Origin of the sequence: Kibdelosporangium banguiense (genome assembly GCF_017876405.1) — a bacterium.
Lineage (GTDB): Bacteria > Actinomycetota > Actinomycetes > Mycobacteriales > Pseudonocardiaceae > Kibdelosporangium > Kibdelosporangium banguiense.
In genome coordinates this window covers 3,950,162-3,971,378 of record NZ_JAGINW010000001.1, presented here as the reverse complement: position 1 = coordinate 3,971,378, position 21,217 = coordinate 3,950,162, and the positions used below count along the sequence as shown (strand labels likewise).

General features: G+C 65.6%; 16 protein-coding genes. 9 read left to right on the top strand and 7 right to left on the bottom strand.

Annotated elements, in window-relative coordinates; translation table 11 throughout:
- Window positions 1–100: 100 nt before the first annotated feature.
- Entirely contained in the window at window positions 101–1,042 is a 942-nt protein-coding gene (locus JOF56_RS18870; protein WP_209639775.1) for an SDR family NAD(P)-dependent oxidoreductase, read from the bottom strand.
- A 679-nt stretch (window positions 1,043–1,721) separates the two neighbouring features.
- Here JOF56_RS18870 and lanKC point away from each other — a divergent pair.
- Together lanKC and JOF56_RS18860 are read left to right on the top strand one after the other, a co-directional pair.
- Window positions 1,722–4,391 carry a class III lanthionine synthetase LanKC gene (gene lanKC, locus JOF56_RS18865; RefSeq protein ID WP_245378303.1) on the top strand — a complete coding sequence of 890 codons (2,670 nt, stop codon included), beginning with the start codon at window positions 1,722–1,724 and terminating at the stop codon, window positions 4,389–4,391.
- Between the two features lie 426 nt (window positions 4,392–4,817).
- The gene (locus JOF56_RS18860; RefSeq protein ID WP_209639772.1) at window positions 4,818–5,177 is read left to right on the top strand and encodes an SSI family serine proteinase inhibitor; all 360 of its coding nucleotides are present in this window, start codon (window positions 4,818–4,820) and stop codon (window positions 5,175–5,177) included.
- 71 nt (window positions 5,178–5,248) lie between these two features.
- Here JOF56_RS18860 and JOF56_RS18855 read toward each other — a convergent pair whose 3' ends face one another.
- Window positions 5,249–8,887, bottom strand: coding sequence for a S8 family peptidase (locus JOF56_RS18855; RefSeq protein ID WP_209639770.1), 3,639 nt, complete (start codon window positions 8,885–8,887; stop codon window positions 5,249–5,251).
- A 770-nt stretch (window positions 8,888–9,657) separates the two neighbouring features.
- On the opposite strand from JOF56_RS18855, the gene JOF56_RS18850 reads away from it, so the two are divergent.
- The 4 genes from JOF56_RS18850 to JOF56_RS18835 all read left to right on the top strand — a co-directional run bounded on the left by JOF56_RS18850 (window position 9,658) and on the right by JOF56_RS18835 (window position 13,189).
- Entirely contained in the window at window positions 9,658–10,158 is a 501-nt protein-coding gene (locus JOF56_RS18850; RefSeq protein WP_209639767.1) for a sigma-70 family RNA polymerase sigma factor, read from the top strand.
- Between the two features lie 1,137 nt (window positions 10,159–11,295).
- Complete coding sequence (locus JOF56_RS18845; protein WP_209639764.1) at window positions 11,296–11,952, top strand: bifunctional DNA primase/polymerase; 657 nt, start codon at window positions 11,296–11,298, stop codon at window positions 11,950–11,952.
- A 200-nt stretch (window positions 11,953–12,152) separates the two neighbouring features.
- Window positions 12,153–12,821 carry a Crp/Fnr family transcriptional regulator gene (locus tag JOF56_RS18840; RefSeq protein WP_209639761.1) on the top strand — a complete coding sequence of 223 codons (669 nt, stop codon included), beginning with the start codon at window positions 12,153–12,155 and terminating at the stop codon, window positions 12,819–12,821.
- Between the two features lie 104 nt (window positions 12,822–12,925).
- Window positions 12,926–13,189, top strand: coding sequence for a hypothetical protein (locus JOF56_RS18835; RefSeq protein ID WP_209639758.1), 264 nt, complete (start codon window positions 12,926–12,928; stop codon window positions 13,187–13,189).
- A gap of 130 nt (window positions 13,190–13,319) precedes the next feature.
- Here JOF56_RS18835 and JOF56_RS18830 read toward each other — a convergent pair whose 3' ends face one another.
- The 5 genes from JOF56_RS18830 to JOF56_RS18810 are packed head-to-tail and all read right to left on the bottom strand — an operon-like array spanning window position 13,320 to window position 17,655.
- On the bottom strand, window positions 13,320–14,480 hold the full coding sequence (locus tag JOF56_RS18830; protein WP_209639755.1) for a THUMP-like domain-containing protein: 1,161 nt from the start codon (window positions 14,478–14,480) through the stop codon (window positions 13,320–13,322).
- Between the two features lie 3 nt (window positions 14,481–14,483).
- Window positions 14,484–15,437: a class I SAM-dependent methyltransferase gene (locus JOF56_RS18825; RefSeq protein WP_307855152.1), complete on the bottom strand. Its 954-nt coding sequence runs from the start codon at window positions 15,435–15,437 to the stop codon at window positions 14,484–14,486.
- A complete protein-coding gene (locus JOF56_RS18820; RefSeq protein WP_245378300.1) occupies window positions 15,427–16,206 on the bottom strand; it encodes an enoyl-CoA hydratase/isomerase family protein in 780 nt (259 codons plus the stop codon). Before JOF56_RS18820 ends, JOF56_RS18825 begins: the two co-directional genes overlap by 11 nt.
- 28 nt (window positions 16,207–16,234) lie before the next feature.
- A complete protein-coding gene (locus JOF56_RS18815) occupies window positions 16,235–17,047 on the bottom strand; it encodes an ABC transporter ATP-binding protein (RefSeq protein WP_209639749.1) in 813 nt (270 codons plus the stop codon).
- Between the two features lie 50 nt (window positions 17,048–17,097).
- Complete coding sequence (locus JOF56_RS18810; RefSeq protein WP_307855151.1) at window positions 17,098–17,655, bottom strand: Uma2 family endonuclease; 558 nt, start codon at window positions 17,653–17,655, stop codon at window positions 17,098–17,100.
- A 156-nt stretch (window positions 17,656–17,811) separates the two neighbouring features.
- Here JOF56_RS18810 and glgX point away from each other — a divergent pair, with 156 nt between their 5' ends.
- From glgX to JOF56_RS18795, 3 genes are all read left to right on the top strand, one after another.
- Window positions 17,812–19,932 (top strand): glycogen debranching protein GlgX, encoded by a 2,121-nt coding sequence (glgX, locus tag JOF56_RS18805; protein ID WP_307855150.1) that lies wholly within the window; start codon window positions 17,812–17,814, stop codon window positions 19,930–19,932.
- 217 nt (window positions 19,933–20,149) lie between these two features.
- Window positions 20,150–20,719 carry a cysteine dioxygenase gene (locus tag JOF56_RS18800; protein WP_209639746.1) on the top strand — a complete coding sequence of 190 codons (570 nt, stop codon included), beginning with the start codon at window positions 20,150–20,152 and terminating at the stop codon, window positions 20,717–20,719.
- A complete protein-coding gene (locus JOF56_RS18795; protein ID WP_209639744.1) occupies window positions 20,716–21,108 on the top strand; it encodes a rhodanese-like domain-containing protein in 393 nt (130 codons plus the stop codon). Before JOF56_RS18800 ends, JOF56_RS18795 begins: the two co-directional genes overlap by 4 nt.
- The last annotated feature ends 109 nt before the right edge of the window (window positions 21,109–21,217 follow it).

Here is a 21,217-nt window from a genome sequence, read left to right as displayed (position 1 = left end):
GGAAGCCAGCCGACGTGTCCCGGTCGACTCCCGCCGATGTTATTTGCACCCGGATATGATTGCCCTGCGCCAGAAGTACAGCGCGCGAAACCACCCGGAACTAGGCGCCCATGCGAAGCGGGCCCGTCGCCGTCCACGGAAGGCTCATGTCCAACACCTCCTCGGTGACCTTGTCGAGTTGCCGCTGCGTGGGAATATTCAGCACTTCGGATGCGGGCTGAACGATCTTCTTCCCCTGCACATAGAACCCCCTGTCATTCACCGGTTTGGTCACGGCATAGAGCACGTTGTCGGCCGCCGCGCTAACGGGCGCACCCGGCCAGCCGAATGACTGTCGTTGCAACTTCGTCTCGGTGAAGCCAGGATCGACGCACACCACGGCGAGCCGAGTCCCGGAACAAGCGGAGACCAGCGAGGCAGTATGCGCGACCAGGGCGAATTTGGATTGCGCATACGCCACCGCAGGGTGATAACGGCGGTCGCAGAGCGAATCTTGATCGAAAGTCGTAACGTTACGGTAGACGTCACAGGCGACATTGACGACACGGCCACGCCTGGCCACGAGCAGCAGATCGAACAGTCCAGCGGTCAGGAGAGCCGGAGAAAGATAGTTCACCTGGAAGGTCAGCTCATGCCCGTCCTCGCTCTGCATAGCGGAATGCTGCCCGACCGTCGCCGCGTTGTTGACGAGAATATCGAGGTGACCGTAGGTCGTGCGAACGCGATGAATCAGGCGTTCGACGTCGGCGAAACACCCCAGGTCGGCCACAACCGGAACGATGCAGGTACCCGGGTTCGCCGGTGCGAGTGCGGCGGCCAGCGTCGCCAGTGGCTGGGGACTTCGACCGTGCACCAGTAGTGTGTCAACCAGCCCAGCCAAACGGTGCGACACTGCTCGGCCGATTCCGTCAGTCGCGCCGGTGACAAGTGCCGTCGGCCGTGTCTGAGATATTTCGACGGTTGACCCCGGTGGATCTCCTCGCGCAACGCGTACTTCCGATTCGACCGTTGGTTCCAAGAGTTGAGTCGAACTGATATCCATTCGTCCATATCCGTCAGGTCCTTCTTCGCGCGCGGCGGTGAATACCAAGGGGTCGCTAAAGTGCTCACGAAGTGTCTGTATCTCATACCGTCAGGCGCTGTAGCGCCTCGTGCCGAAAGTGGGGATCACCCATGCGGATTTACTCCAGAGAGGAGTGAGCCGAGTGGACGAGTGCAACGGAGCCGCGGCGGGACCGATGACTCGTCCGAACCGCCCCTACCCCGTTGACCCATCCAGCGGATTGCCAGTGAACCCAGACAACTCTGGCGGGACCTCATACGGTCCGCAAGGACCAGACGTGTGATGCACCGACACCCGTTTGAGCTAATTCCCGAATCACTTTCGGTTATTGGGTTGAGGCGTCGACCAGATGACGATCTTACTGCTGCGCCCGGGTGACGTCCATCTGGATCTGATGCCGGTCCACCCGGACGGCTGATGCGCCGCGGGAATTGGGTCTGAAAAGGTTCAGACCGTTCCGTTGACCTTGACATCGTCATCAGCAAACGCACCGCCGGCGGCATGGTGCGAGCGCGAACCGGTCGACCGGCTCTCGAATGTCATTCCAGAGCCGGCCGGCCGCGAAACGGCGCAGGACTGGCGCGACTACGACGTGGGCTTTCAGCTGGACAAACGTTATTCCGAACAGTCGACACATGAGCGGCGTTGCTTCATTTCAATGTCACATGCGCCCTGCGACCTGGTAGTAGAGAGGCATTTCGAGTTGGACATGCGTTACGAGGAGTTCTGCCTGGCAGACACTTGGTTTTACGACACACCGGCCAGGTTGAGCTCTGACGCTGATTCGTTCGACCACGTGTGGCGTCCACTGCCCATGGGATGGGAGTGCGCCCGGCGCGACATCTGGGTGACCATGAGCTGTCGCGGCCGGACTCTGCCAAGGCAGGGCTGGAAGGTGCATGTGTCCGCCAGGCTGGACAACGCCGAACGCATACTGAAGGCGGTGTGCGACTACTGCTTCTCCCGGGGGATCAGCTTCAAGTTCCTGCACAGCAAGAAGATCCTGCTGGCCAGGAATGCCAAGTACACACCCCGCGAGGACAGCGGCAAATTCGTGACGATTTATCCCGCGGACTACGCGGAGCTCGAACGTGTGCTGGTCGACCTGACCGGCGAACTGGCCGACGAGCCCGGGCCATACATTCTGTCGGATCTACGGTACGGAGCGGGACCACTCTACGTGCGGTACGGCGCGTTCACCGAACGGTGGCTGGCCACTGACAGGGGCCGGCTCGTGCCGGCCATCGAACGTCCCAACGGAACTCTCATTCCCGAGCAACGCACTCCGGTCTTCTCTGTTCCCGACTGGGCCGAGTTGCCCGACGTCCTGGTTCCACACCTCGCACTGCGCGAACTTCCGCACGAATCCCGCTTTCCGCATCTGGTCGAGCACGCACTGCACTTCACCAACGGCGGCGGGGTGTACCTCGCCAAGCGTGACATGGGCGACGAGTTGGTGGTGCTGAAAGAAGCGCGGCCGTACGCCGGTCTCGACGCCGACGGAACGGATGCCGTCGCGCGGCTGCACCGCGAACGAAACTCCCTTGAGCGGTTGCAGGGCGTGACAGGTGTGCCGATCCTGCACGACTGGTTCACGGCATGGGAACACCACTACTTGATGATGGAGTACCTGCCGGGCCGCCGCCTCGACCGATGGCTGGCCGCCCAGTACCCGCTGACCATGTGTGATTCCGAGCAGGCGGACCTCGCCGCCTACACGAGGCGTGCACTTGGTGTGCTCGACCAGGTCGAGAAGCTGATTCGCTCGATCCACGAGCGCGGAATCGTCTTCGCCGACCTGCATCCCGGCAACATTCTGATCGCTGAGGACGACACGGTCTCGCTGGTGGACTTCGAGCTCGCGTTCGCGATCGACGAGTCAGACGGCCGCCCCGTCCTCGCGGCTCCCGGATTCAGCGCACCGGACGAACGCACCGGGCCGGCGATCGACAATTACGCACTCGCCGCCCTGCGGCTGCACATGTTCCTGCCGTTGACGCACATGATGCGGTTCCAGCCCGACAAGGTGAATCTCTACATGGAAGCCATCCAGGAGCGCTTTCCCGTTCCCGATGAGTTCGGCAAGGTCGTGCTCGCCGAGCTCGCGCCGACGAGCGGATCGGTCGTGGGCGTCCCGTCGCAGACGACGTCCCGCGCAAGGGTGAACGCAGGGCGCCGCAAGGCCCCGACAGTGTCGGAGTTCGATTCGGCACAACCTGACTGGCACGCGATCTGCGGGTCACTGATCGACGCCATCCTGCTCAGCGCGACCCCGGATCGCCAGGATCGGCTGTTTCCCGGCGACATCGAGCAGTTCACTGCCGGGGGCACATGTTTCGCCTTCGGCGCGGCGGGCGTGCTGCACGCACTCTCGACCAGCGGTGGGGGCCGCTACGTAGAGCACGAGCGTTGGCTGTTGGAGTCGGTCCGCCGAGACCCCCCACGCCGACCAGGTTTCTACGACGGCACGCACGGCATCGCATACGTGTTGCGCGACTTCGGCTACGTGCACGAAGCGGTCGCGTTGATCGAGGAGTCGGCGCCACTGGTCGGGCCGCTGCGCGATCACGGACTGCACAGCGGCCTGGCAGGGGTCGGTCTCAACCTCCTGCATTTCGGTCAGGTGATGCAGTCCGGGACGTATCTGGCGCAGGCGATGTCCATCGGCGACCGGTTGACCGAAAAGCTGACCGTCGTGGCCGGTCGGCTTGACGGGCGTGAGCCTCGAGCCACGGCGGGTCTATTGCATGGCTGGTCCGGCCCTGGACTGTTCTTCGTCAGGCTGTACGAGCACACGAGTGACCCTTCCTGGCTCGACATGGCCGCGTGCGCCCTGCAGCTGGATCTCGACGAATGCGTCGCGCGGCCGGACGGCTCACTGCAGGTCCCCAGCCAGGACGGGCGAGCACTACCCCACCTGGACGTCGGCACTGCCGGGATCGCGCTGGTGGTCCAGGAACTCGTCCGGCATGTACCGGACACCGAGTGCGCAATCGCGTTGCCGGCCATGCGGCGCGCCTGCTGCCCGGAATTCGTAGTCCAATCTGGATTGTTCGCGGGAAGGGCCGGCCTGCTGGGCGCGCTCGCCATGCTGCAGCGTGGGTATGCGGGCTTGGACGGCGAGCGTGCGCTGACCCGTCACCTGGTGCGACTGGGCTGGCATGCGGTGCCCTACCGAGGCGAACTCGCCTTCCCCGGCAACAAGTTGCTGCGCCTTTCGATGGACTTCGCCACAGGCACCGCTGGTGTGCTCCGCGCCTTGACCGTCGCGGTGGATCGGTCCGGTGCTCTGCTGCCGTTCCTCGACGACGGCGACTCGACGAAATGAGATTGGAGCTTCGATGAACCATATATTGCGCCTGCAAGGTCTCGAAGTCGAGACTCCGGACGCCAAGCTGGATCTCGGCGCGGGGGCCTGTAGCTGCTGTGGCGGAGCCGGCCACCGTGAGCAGCCGGCATACCGGTCACATGATCGCGGCCACACCCTGCTGCGAACAGACAGCGACGACTACATCTATTCGAGTGAAACAGCGTAAGACATTCGAGTGAAAAACGGCCAGAAGCGCATGCCCCGTCCGATAAACATATGCGGGATTTACCAGCAGTAACAGTTGGCCACATGTGGCCATTTGGCGATTTCCGCCAAATGGCAATCGAGCCGTGTGTGAGAAGTCACGACAACGATCAGTGGAGCACGGAGTTTGAATTGACCATCAAATACCCACTCTTAATAGTTGCACTGACAATTGCCCTGGTGACCTACGGATTTGCGACACCAGGTCGCGCTGCGATCTCGAACGCGCAACAGACTGAGTTGGACTTGACGATCTCCGAGGGTCTGGTGCGGGTAGCCGCACCGCGAGTCAGGAAGCTGATCTGCGACCCGCCGAGTGGAGACCACCCGCATCCCGAGATGGCATGCCATGACGTGGCGGCCGCGGAGGGTGACCTTGCCCGGCTCCCAGGGGAGCCGGGCAAGGTGTGCAGCGGTCTGTACAAGCCGGTGACCGTGACCGCGCTCGGCGAATGGCGAGGTGTCCCGGTGCGCTTCGGGCAAAGCTATCGCAATGCCTGCAAGTTGATGGCGAGCACTGGGCTGGTGTTCGACTTCTAGCCTTCTGGTTTGTCTGGTCTGTGCCGCGCAACGTGGTCGCGCGCGTTGCGCGGCACAGTCCCCTTATGCGGTTATTGCACGGGATTCGCAGTCAGCGCGTATGCACGCTGCATGGTTTGGTTCATGCGGTTGCCAGCGGAATCCCACACTTCGGCGCGCAACGAGACGAATCCGTTTGTCTGGTCGAGCGCTGGATGTGCGATCTGAACCGTGTACCGCCCACCTCCCTTGGCGACTACCTGGGCACGCTGCCAACTGCTGCCGTCGTTGGTCGAGTACCACAACCGGAACTCGGTGATCTTGCCTGCCGATTCCACGGCCTCGTGATCCCCGGCCACGACATCGAAGGTGTGCGTGCGGCCGGCAGGCGCCTGGTTGAGCAGATCGAGCCCGAGTTGGTAGTCGAGGAGGATGACGGGCTGGTAAGCGCACCTGGCCCAGATCTCCGGGCACACATAACCAGACGGCACTGTGCGTGTCGGCGGCGCCGAGGAGAAGGTCGCCACCGTGTTGATCCGGGGTGTCAGCCGGTTGATCGCCCCGCTGGGCAGACCGTACACGGGCTTCGCCGGCCACTCGTCGACGGCCTCGAGCCGGTAGATGTCAGACTGCTGACCGAGCTGAAACAGTGGTACCACCAGAGGACCGATGCGGCCCGGAATCTCCTCGCCGCGGCGATACAGCCGGACTTTGCCGGGGTTCTTTCCGGCCAGCCACGGTTCGATGAAGTGTCCACGGTGGGAGTCCATCAACTGGACGGCGGGCAGGAAGTCACCTGTGTCGCCTCGGCACAGTGAGCACACCCGGGGGAAGGCACCGTATGTATGCGCGACCGCGCCGCTGTGAATCGGTGCCTGGAACCAGCGCTCCTGGGGCCGTGGGCCCGCTGTGGGGAACACGTCTTCGGACAGCAGGTTGAACGTCGTGGACCGATCGGGCGCTCCACCTGGGCCTGGTGCCATCTGGGATACGAAACGCTTCCAGAACACCTTGTCATCGGCTGGCCCGATGTACTCCTTCCACTGGGACGGACCCTGGAACTGGGTTCCGTTGAGCGCGATGCTGGACGGAGTGTCCGTGGGCAACGCGAACCACCGCTTACTGAACAGGTTGTCGGGCTTGTCGCTGTGGTAGCGGGTGTCGACCGCGACCAGCCTGGCGGGGTCGGCCTTCTCGACGTGCGACGCGGGCACTCCATTGCGATCGCGGAAGTACAGGTTGTACATGTAGTCCGGCTTGCTGCGGACATCGACCGAGATCGTGGCATCGCCCCGCTGGGCCAACTCGCGCAGTCGCTCGCCTTCCTCGCGGCTCAACGACAGGTGCGGTCGCGAATCACCGGCGGTTTCCTGGATGGGCAGTGCACCTGGCACATCGAGGAAGGTCAGGGTCGCCACCGCACCGGCTTGCCCGGCCTGGGCCACCGCGGCCTGAGCGGCCTGAGCGGCCTGCTTCGGCAGGGCGTCCTCGGCGATTCCGGGCGGAATGCCGATCCGGACCAGCGCCACCTTGTCCCTGGCCGCCTGGAAGTCCGCCGGCTTTGCCGAGTCGACGGAGACGACCGGCAAGTCCCGGCGACCGGCAAGTCCCCCTGCGATGCTGGACGCGTCGTACAGCGGGTGCAGCGTCAACTGCTGAGGTGCGCGAACACGGAGGTCCACCAGGGCCTGCCCCAGCGTCAGGTGGTCTTGTGAGCTCACTGTTCCGTGTGCCGCCGCGGCACCGGGTGTGATGTAAGTCTGCCAACCGGCTCCAGAGGTGAGCACACCGCTGCTGAGCGCCATGGGCGCTCCTGGAAGGTAGCGCTGCACTGCGGTGTACCGCTCCCTGGTGTCAGTCGGCTCCTTGGTCTCCACCTGCATGGGCACGGCCGCACGCGCGTCCAACGCGATGGTGCTCGGCCCATTCACAGCGACCTCGGCAGCAGCCATCAGGGTGGCACGCCGCACGTCGGCCGCCTGCTCGACGACGGCTGTGACGGTCGAGTACTTCCCCTTCGGCACTCTGATGGTGCCGGTTCCGTTGTCCACCAACACACGGAACGTCGGGGGGATGAAGGGATCGTTGTTCTTGGGATTGGTCCAATCGTAGTCGTCACGGGCGATCGTCAGCAGCTGCCGAGAGGGCGCGTTCCCCCGGGAGTCGGTCACCTTCACGGTAAGCGGGACTTGCTCGGGTTCGTCGTAAAAGCTGATCGGCGTCCGGATGGCGGTCCCATCTGCCTTGTCGGTGGCTGTGATCAGCCCGCCATACGCTCCTGCCGGGCCGATGGTGGGATCGATCCGCACCGCGAGTGTGGCCTGTCCCTTCGCAGGCACCACGACGGTGTTCTTGTCCAGCGACGCCACACCGCCGGGCGCTGGGCGACCGACCCATTCCGTTGCCGACACGGCCAGCGAGAGAGTCACGTCCCGTTCGGTGACGTTGGTGTAAGTCACCGTACGCGTCGTCGCGGCCTGGCCGTCCGGATAGGACAGTCGACCGAACGCGACCGACGTCGGCCCGACGACCTTGCTGGCCAACGCCGCTGGGACGTCGACGCGACCGGCGCCTTGCTCGTACCACGAAGCGCCGACGTCCTTGGCACTCGCGGTGAGAGACGCCTTCAGTTCGCCGGATCGCCAGTCGGGATGTTTCTGGGCAAGCAGCGCGGCCGCGCCGGCCACGTGCGGCGTCGCCATGGATGTACCCGACAACTGCGTGTACTTCTCGCCGACCACTGGACCAAGGTTGGTCCCCGCGGCACGGGCGGCGACGATGTTCACACCGGGCGCTACGATTTCCGGTTTCACCATGGCGTCGCCCAACCGCGGCCCGCGGGCGGAGAAGCCGGCGAGGTGATCGGACTTGTCCACGGCGCCGACCGCGAGCGCGGAACTGGCCGCCGCCGGTGTCTCCACCGCTGCGATGCCACCGGAGTTGCCCGCAGCGGCCACGAACAGCGCGCCTGTCTCGGCGGTGAGTTTGTCGACCAGCTCACTGATCAGGTCGTCGCCGGCGGAGGGACCCCCGCCGAGACTCATGTTGATCACGCGCGCACCGGCGTTGGCCGCCCACTCCATGCCGGCCATGAGCTGTGAGAGCTCACCGGAACCCGTGCTGTCGAGTACCTTGCCGTTGAGCAGCCGCACGCCGGCGGCCACTCCCCGGTACCGGCCGCCTGAGGCCGCCCCGGATCCAGCGATGATCGACGCGACATGGGTTCCGTGACCGTAACCATCTCCGCTGTCCGGATCCGTCGTGAAGTTGCGCGAGTCGGCGATCTTGCCGGCCAGATCGGGGTGCTGGGCGTCAATGCCCGTGTCCAGCACCGCTACCGTCACTCCCTTGCCGTCCAGCCCGGCCTGCCACGCCTCGGGCGCGCCGATCTGGGGCACGCTCTTGTCAAGACTGGCCTTGACCTTGCGGTCGAGCCGGAGCTTTGTCACGCCGCCACCGAGCGCGCGTGCGCCGGCCCGGTCGCCACTTACCTCTCCGGCCAGAGCCTTCCAGAACGCGTTCGCCTCGGTTCGGTTCACCTGCACCGCCGCGGCGTGCACGCTGGGCAAGGTCACTGTCCGGTCGCTTGCCGGCAGGTCGTCCGCACGACGCGTGACTGCGTCGGCAGGAACGGTGTCGTCGTAGCTCACGACTACGGGCAGCTTGTCCTCGGCCGCGTCGCCAAAACCTTCCTTGGAAAGCTTCTTGACGTCGAACAACTCCGGGTCCACCGCACCCGACGCCAGGTAGGGCGCAGCATCGGATGGGACTACCAAATAGCCGTCGGCACTGCTGCTGGTCTCGAAAACCGGTCGCGAACCGGAACGGGGTGCCGCCTCAATCGATACCGTCGACTGTCCACCAGTGCTTTCGGTATAGGTGACCACATCACCGGTCAGCAGCGTTACCCGATGCCGTTGATCACTTCCTGCACTTGATTGTCCACCGAGTGTGACTGTGTGCTGGCTGTCATTCGACGCGAGTTCCGCATGTGCTGTCGACGTCGCGGAGACCGCGACCACTACGCCGAGCACGAGACCGCGCAGGCCACACCAACCGCGTAATAGGCCACTTTGATGTGGGGTCAGTTGGGCACGCATAAATCCTCATCTCTGGGGACTAGAGGAAATGATCTGCCGACACGACAGACGCGACTCACTTCCACCGTTCGCTCTCTGTCCTCTGTTGTCCTCCGCTTGTTGGTTTGGTCGGTTACGCCACTTATTGCTGTTGAGGATGACTGCCCGAGTGGCCCCTGACACCTGGAGATCGTCGGCGAAGTTATGTCATTGGCCACTATTGGCCACAGCAGACGCTCAGCACGATCCAGCAGGTTCAGCCACTTCGTTCCTCTCACCACCGCCACGACGGCGGATCGTCGGCGACCGGCCAATTAACCAGCCATGAACCGAAAGGGTCGCCAACTTGACCGGGATGCGATACGGGAGAAATACCTGGGCGCCTACCCGAAGCCGGCCAGGTAGGCTACGTTCCTCTCGTCATGGACACGGACGGATACAGTCGAGCACCTGATGATTCTTATTGGCAAGAATGCCTCAGGCTCCGCCCGTACCTGCTCAGAGTCGCTGCCTGGCGCTGTCAGGGCTTACTTGAGCCCGACGACGTAGTGCAGGAAGCGTTCGTCCGCGGTGCGGAGTCACGCCATCTGGAACTCAGGTGGCTGCGACCGTTTCTCGTCACGGTGATCTGCCGGTTGTGCGTCGACGAAGCACGTCGCAGGGCGGTGGCCGGGCGGTTGGGCTCGCACCCCCGGCTCCTGCCTCCCCCGGCCGAGGATCCCGCCGAACTCGCCTGCGACAGGGCGGAAGCTCGCTGGCTGGCGATGAAGTCGAGAGATCTCTCGCCGAGCGATCGCAGACTGCTGTCACTGTTGACGGCCAGACGCGGGCGCAAGGAGATCGCCGACGAACTGGGAACCACCCCGCAGGGCACGTACTCCGCTGTCCACCGGCTGCGCCGCAGGATCGGCCCTACCTGCTGACGAGGCTCTGACCGGAGCGAATGGTCGGGCGGGAGTGGGTCCGCCTGGGGGGTTAGCGTCCCGTACTCCCGCCCTCGGGAGGCTGCCTCCCTGCCTCCGTCTGGCCCCCGCCAGGGCGATTCCCTGCAAACCGCTCTTCGCTGGGTGCAGACGCTCACGCAGCCTCCGTCGTTCGCACAATGGCCCATCCACCGCCGCAGCAGAACAGCAACTGGTGGCGCACTGTCGCCATTGGTGTTTATTCGCCTACCCGAAGCCTGCCCACTGGATGTGTGCGAGTAGCGGATCACCTCATGCTTGAGATCGCCGGCCTCGGCGCTCACGCTCAGACGGCGTATGAGACGCTCGTGAACAAGCCGCCCCTTTACCCTGGAAGAGCTGCGTCAGCAATTGACGTTCAGCGACGCCGGCTTGAATTCCGCCGTCGGCGATCCGGCAGCCCAGAGGGCTATTTACCTGGACCACAGGCCACCCAAAACGACTTGTCCTCGCACCACCCGATGTCGCGCTCGAGATACTGCTGCCGGAGCGGCAACAGCAAATCAAGCACGGCCGCTTGTTCACCAAGCGACTCGCCGATCGCTACCGGCCGGCCTCGTCAGGCGAAAGCCCAGCCGACGTCATCGAGATGATTCCCGGCCGCACAGCCGTGGCCGGGAGTATCAAGCGAGTCTTCCGCGACGCCCTTGTCGAGATTCGCCTTATCGGCAAGCATCCGTATGGGCTCGCCCCAGAGATCCCGGCTCCTCTCCGTACCGAAAACTGCAGCGAGCGGTTTCTTGTCGTGGGCTTTGTGACGCGGAGGTACTCGCCTCGCTCGAACTGCGAGCCGAGTTCGAGCCGGCCATGGCGGGCGGTGAACAGACACGGGTGCTGCCCGCCGCCCCACCAAGCTGATCATGTCCGATGATCGCCTGCCAGGATCGGGCACACCAGCCCTGATCTCGGACGCTCCCAGCACAGTGGACAGCCGCATCATCACATTGATGAGACCGCATCAGGCAGTCAGCGGCTTCGGCCAGGTTTCCAGGTAGGTACTCAGGTAGTTATCCCCTCACGTCGTCCCGGCATGTCCGCGACTCTCAATGCTCATACGGCCGACCGGCCAGGAGACGCAGCCGATAGAAAGGGATGTCGTTGTCCGAGCGAGTATCCGCCAGGCCCAGGATCGCACCGTGCAACTCGTCCACACCTGCCGCTCGTCGTCTGATCTCCCTGCGGGAGGCCGCGCTCTCCGCGAGCCAGCACGGCTGGCCGGTGGTACCGGGTTCGGTGTGGCGGCGATCCCGCTACTACAACGCCATCACCGATGCGATCACCAACGGCCTGACGCCGGTATTGCCACGCCAGCACGCCACTGCCGACCCTCGTCGAGTGCGAGCTTGGTGGGCGAGCCTGCCACATGCCGTGCTACTGGTCACCGGGGAGGCGTTCGACGTGATCTCCGTACCGATGGCCTGGGGAGTCAGTGCCGCAAAGAATTCGACGCTTCGTCAGGATCCTGCCCCACTGATCGTCACACCTGACCGGGTGGCGCACTTTCTGGTCACCGCCCGAGCGGCACTGAGTGACGAGCTGAGCCGCTGGCCGCAGGCGGTGCTGGCCAAGCCCTTGTCGTTGGTGCCGGCGCCCCCGACGCACATGGACGGCAACGTCGTCAAGTGGTGGATACCTCCGAACCGCACCGACTGGACGCCGGGCGATCCGGCCATCGTGCAACGCGCCCTCGTCGCCACCGCCACCGCCACACGCCGCCGCACAGCGGATGATGCGAACGACTTCGGCATTTCCTGACCGAACATCCAGGAACCCGCGGTTTGACCAGCCGGCCGCCCGTCCGGTGCACCTTGGTCAGCCGCGCGCCCGCGCTCTGGGTCGGCGCGGGCAAGGCCGCAGCGCCCCCACCCCTCCCCCGGCACGGGGGCGCTGCGGCTCACGAAGCACACGAGTGAGAGCGGTTGTGCCGCAAGGCGGTCATTCGGCAACCTGAAGCAGTGGACACAGGCCAGGACAGTTTCTGGGGACGGCTCGCACCGGCCGAACGGGAGGCGCTCGAAGTCGCCGCGGCGCGCCGCCGGTACGCCGCCGGGGACTATCTTTGCCACGAGGGCGACCAGACCAAACACGTGATCGTGGTGCTGTCCGGGCACGTCCAGGTGATCAGCCACACCACCGACGACCGGGAAGTGGTGATCGCGGTCCGGTCCGCGGGCGACATCGTCGGCGAGATGGCGGCGTTGTACGACCAGCCCCGGTCGGCGACTCTCCAGGCGCTGGACAACGTCGAGGCGATCACCTTGCTCAGCGACAGGTTCACCCATCTGTGCCAGACCAGAGCGAAACTCACCTATGCGTTACTCGGTGTGGTGCACGCACGATTCGGCGAGCTGAACCGGCAACGCGCCGAATACGGCGGCGGCAGTGCGAGCCGCCGCGTTTTCGCGCAGCTCGTGCAAATGGCGGTGCAGTACGGACAGAGCAACGGCACCGGTATCGAGATCAAATCCGGGTGGACGCAACAACAGCTTGCCGACAACGCGGCTACGTCCCGTGAGTCATACGCACGGGCGCTGCGCAGCTTGCGGGAACGTGGCATCATCACCACGGGCCGAGGCTGGATCCGCGTCCACCGGCTGGACGAACTGCGCCGCCTCGCTCATTGACTTCCTCCTTGCCGAAAACCGGCGCTCTGTGTCACGTGACACAGACCAACTGCCCCGCCTCGGGTTGTATCGGTTGTGACGAAACCCGAGGAGGGGGGCATCAAATGGACCCGTTTCTTCCCGCACCAGACCGGAACCGGTGGCGTCGTGGCTTCTTCGCCGCGTGCATCGCCATCCCGTTCACCGCGATGCAGATCTGGGCTGTCACGGTGGTTCTGAGCACCGCGACCATCGAAGGGCCTGCCGGAGTCGCGTTCCTGCTGGCCGTCGGAGGTTCCATCGTCGCCGTCCTCGACGGGTGGCGGTGGGCCTGGCGGCTCGGCCGGGCCACGCCTTCGCCGTCCCGCCGGGCGTATCTGGTCACCTGACCCGGAGCGAGGACCGCCGACCCGAGGGGGGCCGACGGTCCCGCTACCCCCGGTCACTGCGGTGGCCGGCATTTTGTTTGGATTCGCAACATATCGCTGTGTCAGGGGCTGGCACAGCCGCCGATCAGGTTCACCCAGGAATGCGTTCAGCCTGGCAGAGCAATGCTGTCGGAGTGTGACCGATCCGGGTGAGCACCACAGTCCCCTCCCGCGGTCCTCGTGGCCGTAGGCGGGGACGCAGGGCGTTCGGATCCACGTCCAGCCCGCGGACCAGGATCTCCAGCCGGCCGATCTCGTGCCGGCCGAGCACCTGCTTGAGAGATTTCTCGGAGTACCGGCCATGTTCGATCACCCGGAACGCTCGGATTCCGGGCGGCGGTCGCATCCCCGTCAAGTACGCGATCCGCGGATCGAGCTGTGCCAGGCCGTGCCTCGCCGCGTAATGGCGGACCAGGCCGGCCCGAACGACCGCGCCGTCCGGGTCGATGATCCACTCGGCCGGCGCGGTCACCGGGCAGTCGTCCGGCTCGGCGTCCGTGATCGTCCAACCATCCACATCGGACTTCAGGACGGTCGCTCGCCTACCCACCGTAGCCAGATCGCCGGTCCACAAACAGGATTCACGGACTTGTCCGTCCAATGAGACCAGTTCAATCTCACGCGCCCAGGGGACGTCCGGGGGGTCGATCCCAGGTGCGCACTTCACCGCCATGTCCCGGCCGCGGTACACCTCGGCCAGTTCGTCGAGCGGTGGCGCGAAATCCGCAGGCCGCCATTTTCTGCGCCCAGACGAATCCCGGCGTGCCGGATCGGCCAGGACCGCCGCGTGTTTCGTCACCGGTTTGAGCGCGTCCGCCCGGACGACCGACGCGCCAGTGTTGTGGCGTGCCATGGCGATCCGGACTTCGTCGAGGTCCGAACCAATCGCCTGGTCAGCGGTTTCGCGGAGATGAACGAGTTCCGTGCCGATCGAACACGTCACGTCGTGCACGACCCGGCCGGTGAACCTTCGCGCCCGGTGCTCGGCCACACGAGAAGGCGTGGCCTGCTGCAAGGCCTCGTCAGTGAACAGCCAGCGGGTCGAGTCGTCCAGTTTGGACACTGCTTTCCGGCGCAACAGCACGGTTTCCAGCAGCATCGCGGCCCGGTCGCCGGCCTGCTTACGAGCCGTCGCGACGTCGGCGAGGTAGCTCGCCGACGTCAGCTCCAGCCGGTCGATCTCCGCCAGGGCGGCCACGCCCTCGGCCGAGCCGAGGAACGCGACATCCGCGACGGTGAAGCGGTATCCCACGGATCAGGGCTTGACGCCGGTGATCATCACGTTGTAGAAGAGCTCACGCGGCATGACCCCGCGCAGGATGTTCTCGTCCACCCAGGACAGCCGCTGCCACGCCCGGTAGGCGAACATCCGCCAGCCGAACGTCAGCTTCTCCTGCGGCACAGCGGCTTCGAACGTCCGCACCGGCCAGCCGAACAACGCGGCAGCCAGCTCTTCGGTCTTCGCGTGCACGTCGGCCGCGCCTGCCTCGCGCACCAGCTTCTCGAGCTCGGTCGGGTCGAACGTGTGGATGTCCACGACCGCTTCCAGAGCCGCGGCCCGGGAGGACTCGTCGAGCTCCTCCTGCGGCCGCCGCCACGAGCTCAGCGCGGGCAGTTTCGTCAGGTTCGTGGTGAGCCACCAGGTGATCTGGCCGAGCTTGCGGGCGTAGGCGTTGCCGATGTTGGTCGGCTCACCCGCGAACACGAACCGGCCGCCAGGCTTGAGCACCCGCAGGATCTCCTTGAACGCGGCGGGCAGATCCGGGATGTGGTGCAGCACCGCGTGCCCGACGACAAGGTCGAAACTGTTGTCCTCGTAGGGAATCCGCTCGGCGTCGGCGACCCGGCCGTCGACGTCCAGACCGAGGTTCCGCGCGTTGCGCAGGGCCACCTCGACCATGCCCGGCGAAAGATCCGTCACGGACCCCTTCTTGATCACACCGCCCTGCATCAGGTTCAGCAGGAAGAAACCCGTGCCACTGCCCAGTTCCAGCGCGGTCTCGTACGGCCAGCCGCGTTCCCCGGCAACCGAGGAGAACCGGCCGGTGGCGTACCCGATACACCGCTCGTCATACGAGATCGACCATTTCTCGTCGTACGTGCCGGCTTCCCAGTCGTGGTAGAGCACGTTGGCGAGCTTGAGGTCCTTGTACGCCGCCTCGACTTCCTCGGCGGTCGCGTGCGGGTTGGGCGTGGGGTCACTTGCCACTGAACGTCGCCTTTCCTGGGCCGTTGGCGATGAAGGACTCCATCCCGGCGGTCCGGTCTTCGGTCGAGAACAATCCGGTGAACAGGGCGGTCTCCAGGCGCAGGCCGGCATTGAGGTCGCCGTCCAGCCCGCCGTCGATGGCCGCCTTGGCCGCGGCGAGCGCACGCGTGGCGGCCCCGCTGAACTGGCCGGCCCACTTCTGCGCGGCGGTGTAGACGTCGTCGGGTGCCACGACCTCGTCGACCATGCCGATCCTGAGCGCCTCCTCGGCCTCGACGAACCGGCCGGTGTAGACGATGTCCTTGGTCTTGCTCGGGCCGATCAGCCGCGCCAGGCGCTGCGTGCCGCCCGCGCCGGGGATGATGCCCAGCAGGATCTCCGGCTGGCCGAGCTTGGCGTTGTCGCCGGCGATCCGGCGGTCGCAGCACAGGGCCAGTTCGTAGCCGCCGCCAAGGGCGTATCCGGTGATCGCGGCGACGGTCGGCTTCGGCAGCTCGGCCACGATGCTCAGCGTCCTGGAAAGTTCCGGGGCGTAGTCGGCGATGTCGGTGTGGCCCATCTTGGCGAACTCCTTGACGTCCGCCCCCGCGGCGAACACCTTCGGGCCGCCGTAGATGATCACGGACCTGACGTCCGCCCGGTCGCCTGCCTCGATGGCGATCTCTCGCAGCTCGGCCTGCAGCTGCCGGTTCAACGCGTTCATCGGCGGCCGGTCGAGCCGGATCGTGCCGATCCCATCTGCTACCTCGAGCTTGACGAACTCACCCATGCTCGGAGGTTACCTTTCAGTAGGCAGGTCAGGCTCGCCGGGCGAAGAAGCGATCTCCCGACCGTTCCAGCCGCAACTGCTGGCCGAACGTGGCGGACAGGTTCTCGCTGGTCAGCACGTCGTCCAGCAGGCCCTGGGCGACCACCGCGCCTGCCGAGAGCAGCATCAGGTGGGTGAAGCCCGGCGGGATCTCCTCGACGTGGTGGGTGACCAGGATGGTCGCCGGTGCGTCCGGGTCCAGCGCCAGCTCCGACAGCCTGGCCACGAGGTCCTCACGGCCGCCGAGATCCAGCCCGGCCGCGGGCTCGTCGAGCAATAACAACTCGGGGTCGGTCATCAGGGCACGCGCGATGAGCGTGCGCTTACGCTCCCCTTCGGACAGAGTGCCGAACTCGCGGTCCGCGAGGTGCCCGACGCCCAGACCGGCCAGCAGCTCCTGTGCGCGGCCCGTGTCGAGCGATTCGTATTCCTCGCGCCACCGGCCCATCACCGCGTAACCCGCGCTCACCACGACGTCGAGGACCTTCTCCTCGACCGGGAAGCGGTTGGCGGTGGCAGCCGAGCAGAAGCCGATCCTGGGCCGCAGTTCGAAGACGTCCACCTTGCCGAGCTTCTCGCCGAGCAGGTGCACACTGCCGTTGGAGGGGTGCAGCTCCGCCGCGGCCATCCGCAGCAGAGTGGTCTTTCCCGCGCCGTTGCCGCCGAGGATCACCCAGCGCTCGTCCAGCTCGACGCTCCAGTTCACCCCATCGAGCAGCTTGTTGCCGCCCCGGCGCACGCCGACGTCGGCCATGTGCACCACAAGGTCGTCGATGTCTTCCGGGACGTTTGGCTCGCTCACGCCTTCATTCTGTCGTCAGCCCTCTGCGCGGGCGCCAACCGGGGTGGTCGCTACGCCAGGAGCTTGCCGAGATCGATGTTCAGCGGAGCGGGCGTGGTGACCGACAGGACGCCGTCCGTCTCGGCGTTGAGCTCGTAGTCCCCGTCGATCAGTTGGAACGCGGTGACCGACACCGGCGGATCGAGGTCGACGATCCAGTAGTCCGGGATTCCCGCCTCGGCGTACTCGTTGAGCTTGTGAACGCGATCGATCTTCCGGGAGCCTGGTGAGACCACTTCGACGACAAGAAGCACGTCCTCGGCCCTGACACGAGGTGGGTTCGTCCTGCCCACCGCTTCCGGGACCACAAGCAGGTCCGGCACCCGGATCGTGGGCGGGAAGCTGTCGGACAACACAAGCTCGAACTCGGGCTGGACAACCAGATCCTGGGGCAACTGCGAATCCAGCCGGCCAAGCAGCTTCGTGATGGCCCGTTGGTGGTTCCACACCGGGTGTGGTGACACCTGCAATACCCCTTCGACGAGCTCGAAATGGCGGGAGTTGTCCTCTGGGAGGGCTTCCCAGTCCGCCAGGGACAGCAGGTGATCCGGCCACATCACAGCGCCCACTGTGCACCCTTCCTTAGCCAAGGCTCAACCCATTGTCTCATGACCTGCGGTTATACCCCTACTTCGGCACCTGACAGCCCCTGACTTGATGGTCCGATCGGCTGGCTTCGAAATCGATTGCGACGGACTGTCGGTGGTCCTTGCCAGAATGGGAGGGTGCCGATCTCTCCACGCGAGTACCCGACGATCCTCGCCGGCCGCCCGTTCCCGCTGGGTGCGTACCCCGAATGGGGCGGCGTGCGCTTCGCCGTGGCCTCGTCCGTGGCCGAGGCGGTCGAGGTATGCCTGATCAGCGAGGACGGAACGGAACGGCGGGTCGAACTGGCCGAGCACACCTTCGGCATCTGGCACGGCATCGTGCCCGGCGTGACCCCAGGTCAGCGGTATGGCTTTCGCGTGCACGGGCCGTACGACCCAGGTCGCGGAATCCGCTGCAACCCGGCGAAGCTGCTGGTAGACCCGTACGCCCGGCGGATCACGGGCGACGTCACGCGGATGTCGGACACATTGGACTACGTCGGCAACCTGATGGACGGCGTGCCGTCGCGTGTCGACTCGCTCGGTGCTGTGCCACTGTCTGTTGTCACGTCGCCAGGTGGGGCTGACACAGGTACGAGGCCTGACGTGCCGTTCGAGGAGACGGTCGTTTACGAACTGCACGTGCGCGGGTTCACCAAGCAGCATCCCGAGGTGCCTGAGCGGCAACGCGGCACGTACCTGGGGCTCGCGCACCCGGCGGTGGTCGAGCACTTGGTACGGCTGGGCGTCACAGCCGTCGAGTTGCTGCCGATCCACGCGATCAGTTCCGAGCCAGGCCTGCGTGACACCGGCCGGAGCAACTACTGGGGTTACTCGACGCTCGGATTCTTCGCGCCGCACAACGGATACGCGAGTGAACCGGGCCGCGAGATCGAGGAATTCCGCACGATGGTCGCGGCCCTGCACGCCGTGGGCATCGAGGTGATCCTCGACGTCGTCTACAACCACACGTGTGAGGGTGGCGCGGGCGGGCCGTCGCTGTCGTTCCGTGGGCTCGACGCGCCTGCTTATTACGTGCTCGGGCCGGACGGTTATGACCGTGACATCACCGGTTGCGGCAACACGTTGGACAGCGGATCGCCGACCGTGGTCCGGATGGTCACCGACTCGCTCCGGTATTTCGCCGGTGAGCTGGGCGTCGACGGCTTCCGGTTCGACCTGGCCAGCGTGCTCGGCCGGCCGCGCAGCGGTGCGTTCGACCCGAACGCGCCGTTGCTGACCGCGATCGTGACCGATCCGGTGCTGTCCCGGTGCAAGCTGATCTCCGAACCCTGGGACGCGACCGGCGAGGGCTACCGGGTCGGCGGCTTCAGCCCACAGTGGACAGAGTGGAACGGCCGTTACCGGGACACGGTAAGAGATTTCTGGCGTGGCGCGGTCGGCGTGCGGGACCTGGCGTACCGGCTGTCGGGCTCGTCGGACCTGTACGCGCTCAACCGTCGCAGGCCATGGGCGTCGGTCAACTTCATCACCGCGCACGACGGATTCACGTTACGAGACCTGGTTTCGTACAACCACAAGCACAACGAGGCCAACGGCGAAGAAGGCCGCGACGGCACCGACGACAACCGCGCCTGGAACTGCGGCGCGGAAGGCGAGACCGAGGATAAGGAGATCCTCGCGCTGCGGGCCCGTCAGGCCCGCAACCTCGTCGCGACACTGCTGTTGTCGACCGGCACGCCGATGCTTGTCGCGGGCGACGAACGCTGGCGCACACAAGGCGGTAACAACAACGCGTACTGCCTGGACAACGAGACATCCTGGGTGAGCTGGAAACGTGACGACGACGCGCTGGACATGAACACCTTCGTCCGGCACGTGATCGGCCTGCGCACCCAGGCACCCGCGCTGCGTCAGCCGCATTTCTTCGACGGCAGGCCGACCCGCTCCGGCGAACCGGACCTGGTGTGGTTCCGGCCGGACGGCTGCCCGATGTCCGACGAGAACTGGTTCGACGACGGCGCCCGCTCACTGGGGATGTGGATCGACGGCTCGGAGTCGCTGTCCCGGACGCGTGACGGCGAGCTCGTGTCGGACGACTCGTGGCTGCTCCTGCTGCACGCGGGCAGCGACTCGACCGCCTTCACGCTTCCCGCGGCCAGGTACGGCGACGATTTCGAACCCGTGCTGGACACCGGCTCACCGGACGGCAAACCGTCCGAACCGCAACCGCTGGAGCCCGGCGCCAAGATCACGCTGCCGCCGCGTTCGCTACTCCTGCTGCGTGCCCGCCGCTGAGTCGTCCAGCTGGTGAGAGCGACTTTTCGAGGTGCGTGAGACATGGCACCATTCGAATATGACCCGGCCGCTGCTCACCTGGCGCGACCGCACAGTTGACCTTCAGAAGCTCAACCTGTGCGCGTGTACCGCCACGCGGTACGGGTCCTAGACGCTCTTCGTTCTCCGTGCCGCGTGTCGCCTCACACACCCGACACTCGTTGCCTGGAGACCTTCCATGACCGCGTCCATCGCCGACGTCGAGCTGCACCCTGAGATAACCGACCCACTGCTGCCCGACCTGCTGCACCCGTCCCGCCTGCTGTGGACACCCCGCGAGCTGCGCGACCTGACGTCCACAGTGGCCTCTGAGCTGACATCCTCGTTGCTGGGAATCCTGACCTTCACCTCGCCCGACCGATGGTGGGCGCGCCTGGCGTTGACCGAGGGCGTGGAGCTGTGGTTGCTTTCATGGATGCCCGGCCAGCACACCGAACCACACGACCACGGCGGCGCCGCGGGATCGTTCACCGTGCTCACCGGCACATTGGCCGAGTTCTACCGATACCCCGGCGGCCCCATCCGCAGCCAGGAACACACCGTCGGCTCCGCACTCGGCTTCGGCGCGGGCCGTGCCCACCAGGTGCTGAACCTGTCCAAGCAGAACGCCGCCAGCGTGCACGCCTACTCACCACCTCTGGTCGCGACCCGCGAATACGCAAACCTCGCCGACATCCCCGCGGACATCCCGCCCCTGCCCGCCCACCGCTCGCTGGCCGAACTCCGGAAGGAACCAGTCGAACCGTGAGCAAGATCGACACAATCCTGGACTCCGCCCGGGCCGGGCTCACACGCGTGCAGCCCGCCGAGTCGCTGCTGACCGACCCGAACACCCTCATCGTCGACATCCGCCCAGCCCACAACCGGGCCGCCGAAGGCGAGATCCCCGGCTCAGTCGTGATCGAGCGCATCGTCCTCGAATGGCGCCTCGATCCGGACGGCGACCACCGAATCGAGGGCTTCGACGCCACCACACGGGTCATCGTCGTCTGCAACGAAAGCTACTCCTCCAGCCTCGCCGCCCGTGACCTCCAACAGGTCGGCCTACCAGCCGCAACCGACCTGATCGGCGGTTTCCGCGCCTGGAAAGCCGCCGGCCTCCCCATCCGCAAGGGCACCACCACCCCGATCACGTAACGTGGCAACCGGCTACTCTTGGTGAGTGCGAGTAGGGGTAATCGTGAATCCTGGCGGGGGCTACGTTGCCGGAGCACTGTCGGCGGATGCCACCAGAGGCGCAGGCCGC

Coding starts and splice junctions, on each gene's coding strand:
- JOF56_RS18835 (WP_209639758.1), top strand. CDS start 12,926: ATGGACCCGTTTCTTCCCGCACCAGACCGGAACCGGTGGCGTCGTGGC.
- JOF56_RS18870 (WP_209639775.1), bottom strand. CDS start 1,042: ATGGATATCAGTTCGACTCAACTCTTGGAACCAACGGTCGAATCGGAA.
- lanKC (WP_245378303.1), top strand. CDS start 1,722: ATGTCACATGCGCCCTGCGACCTGGTAGTAGAGAGGCATTTCGAGTTG.
- JOF56_RS18800 (WP_209639746.1), top strand. CDS start 20,150: ATGACCGCGTCCATCGCCGACGTCGAGCTGCACCCTGAGATAACCGAC.
- JOF56_RS18850 (WP_209639767.1), top strand. CDS start 9,658: ATGGACACGGACGGATACAGTCGAGCACCTGATGATTCTTATTGGCAA.
- JOF56_RS18820 (WP_245378300.1), bottom strand. CDS start 16,206: ATGGGTGAGTTCGTCAAGCTCGAGGTAGCAGATGGGATCGGCACGATC.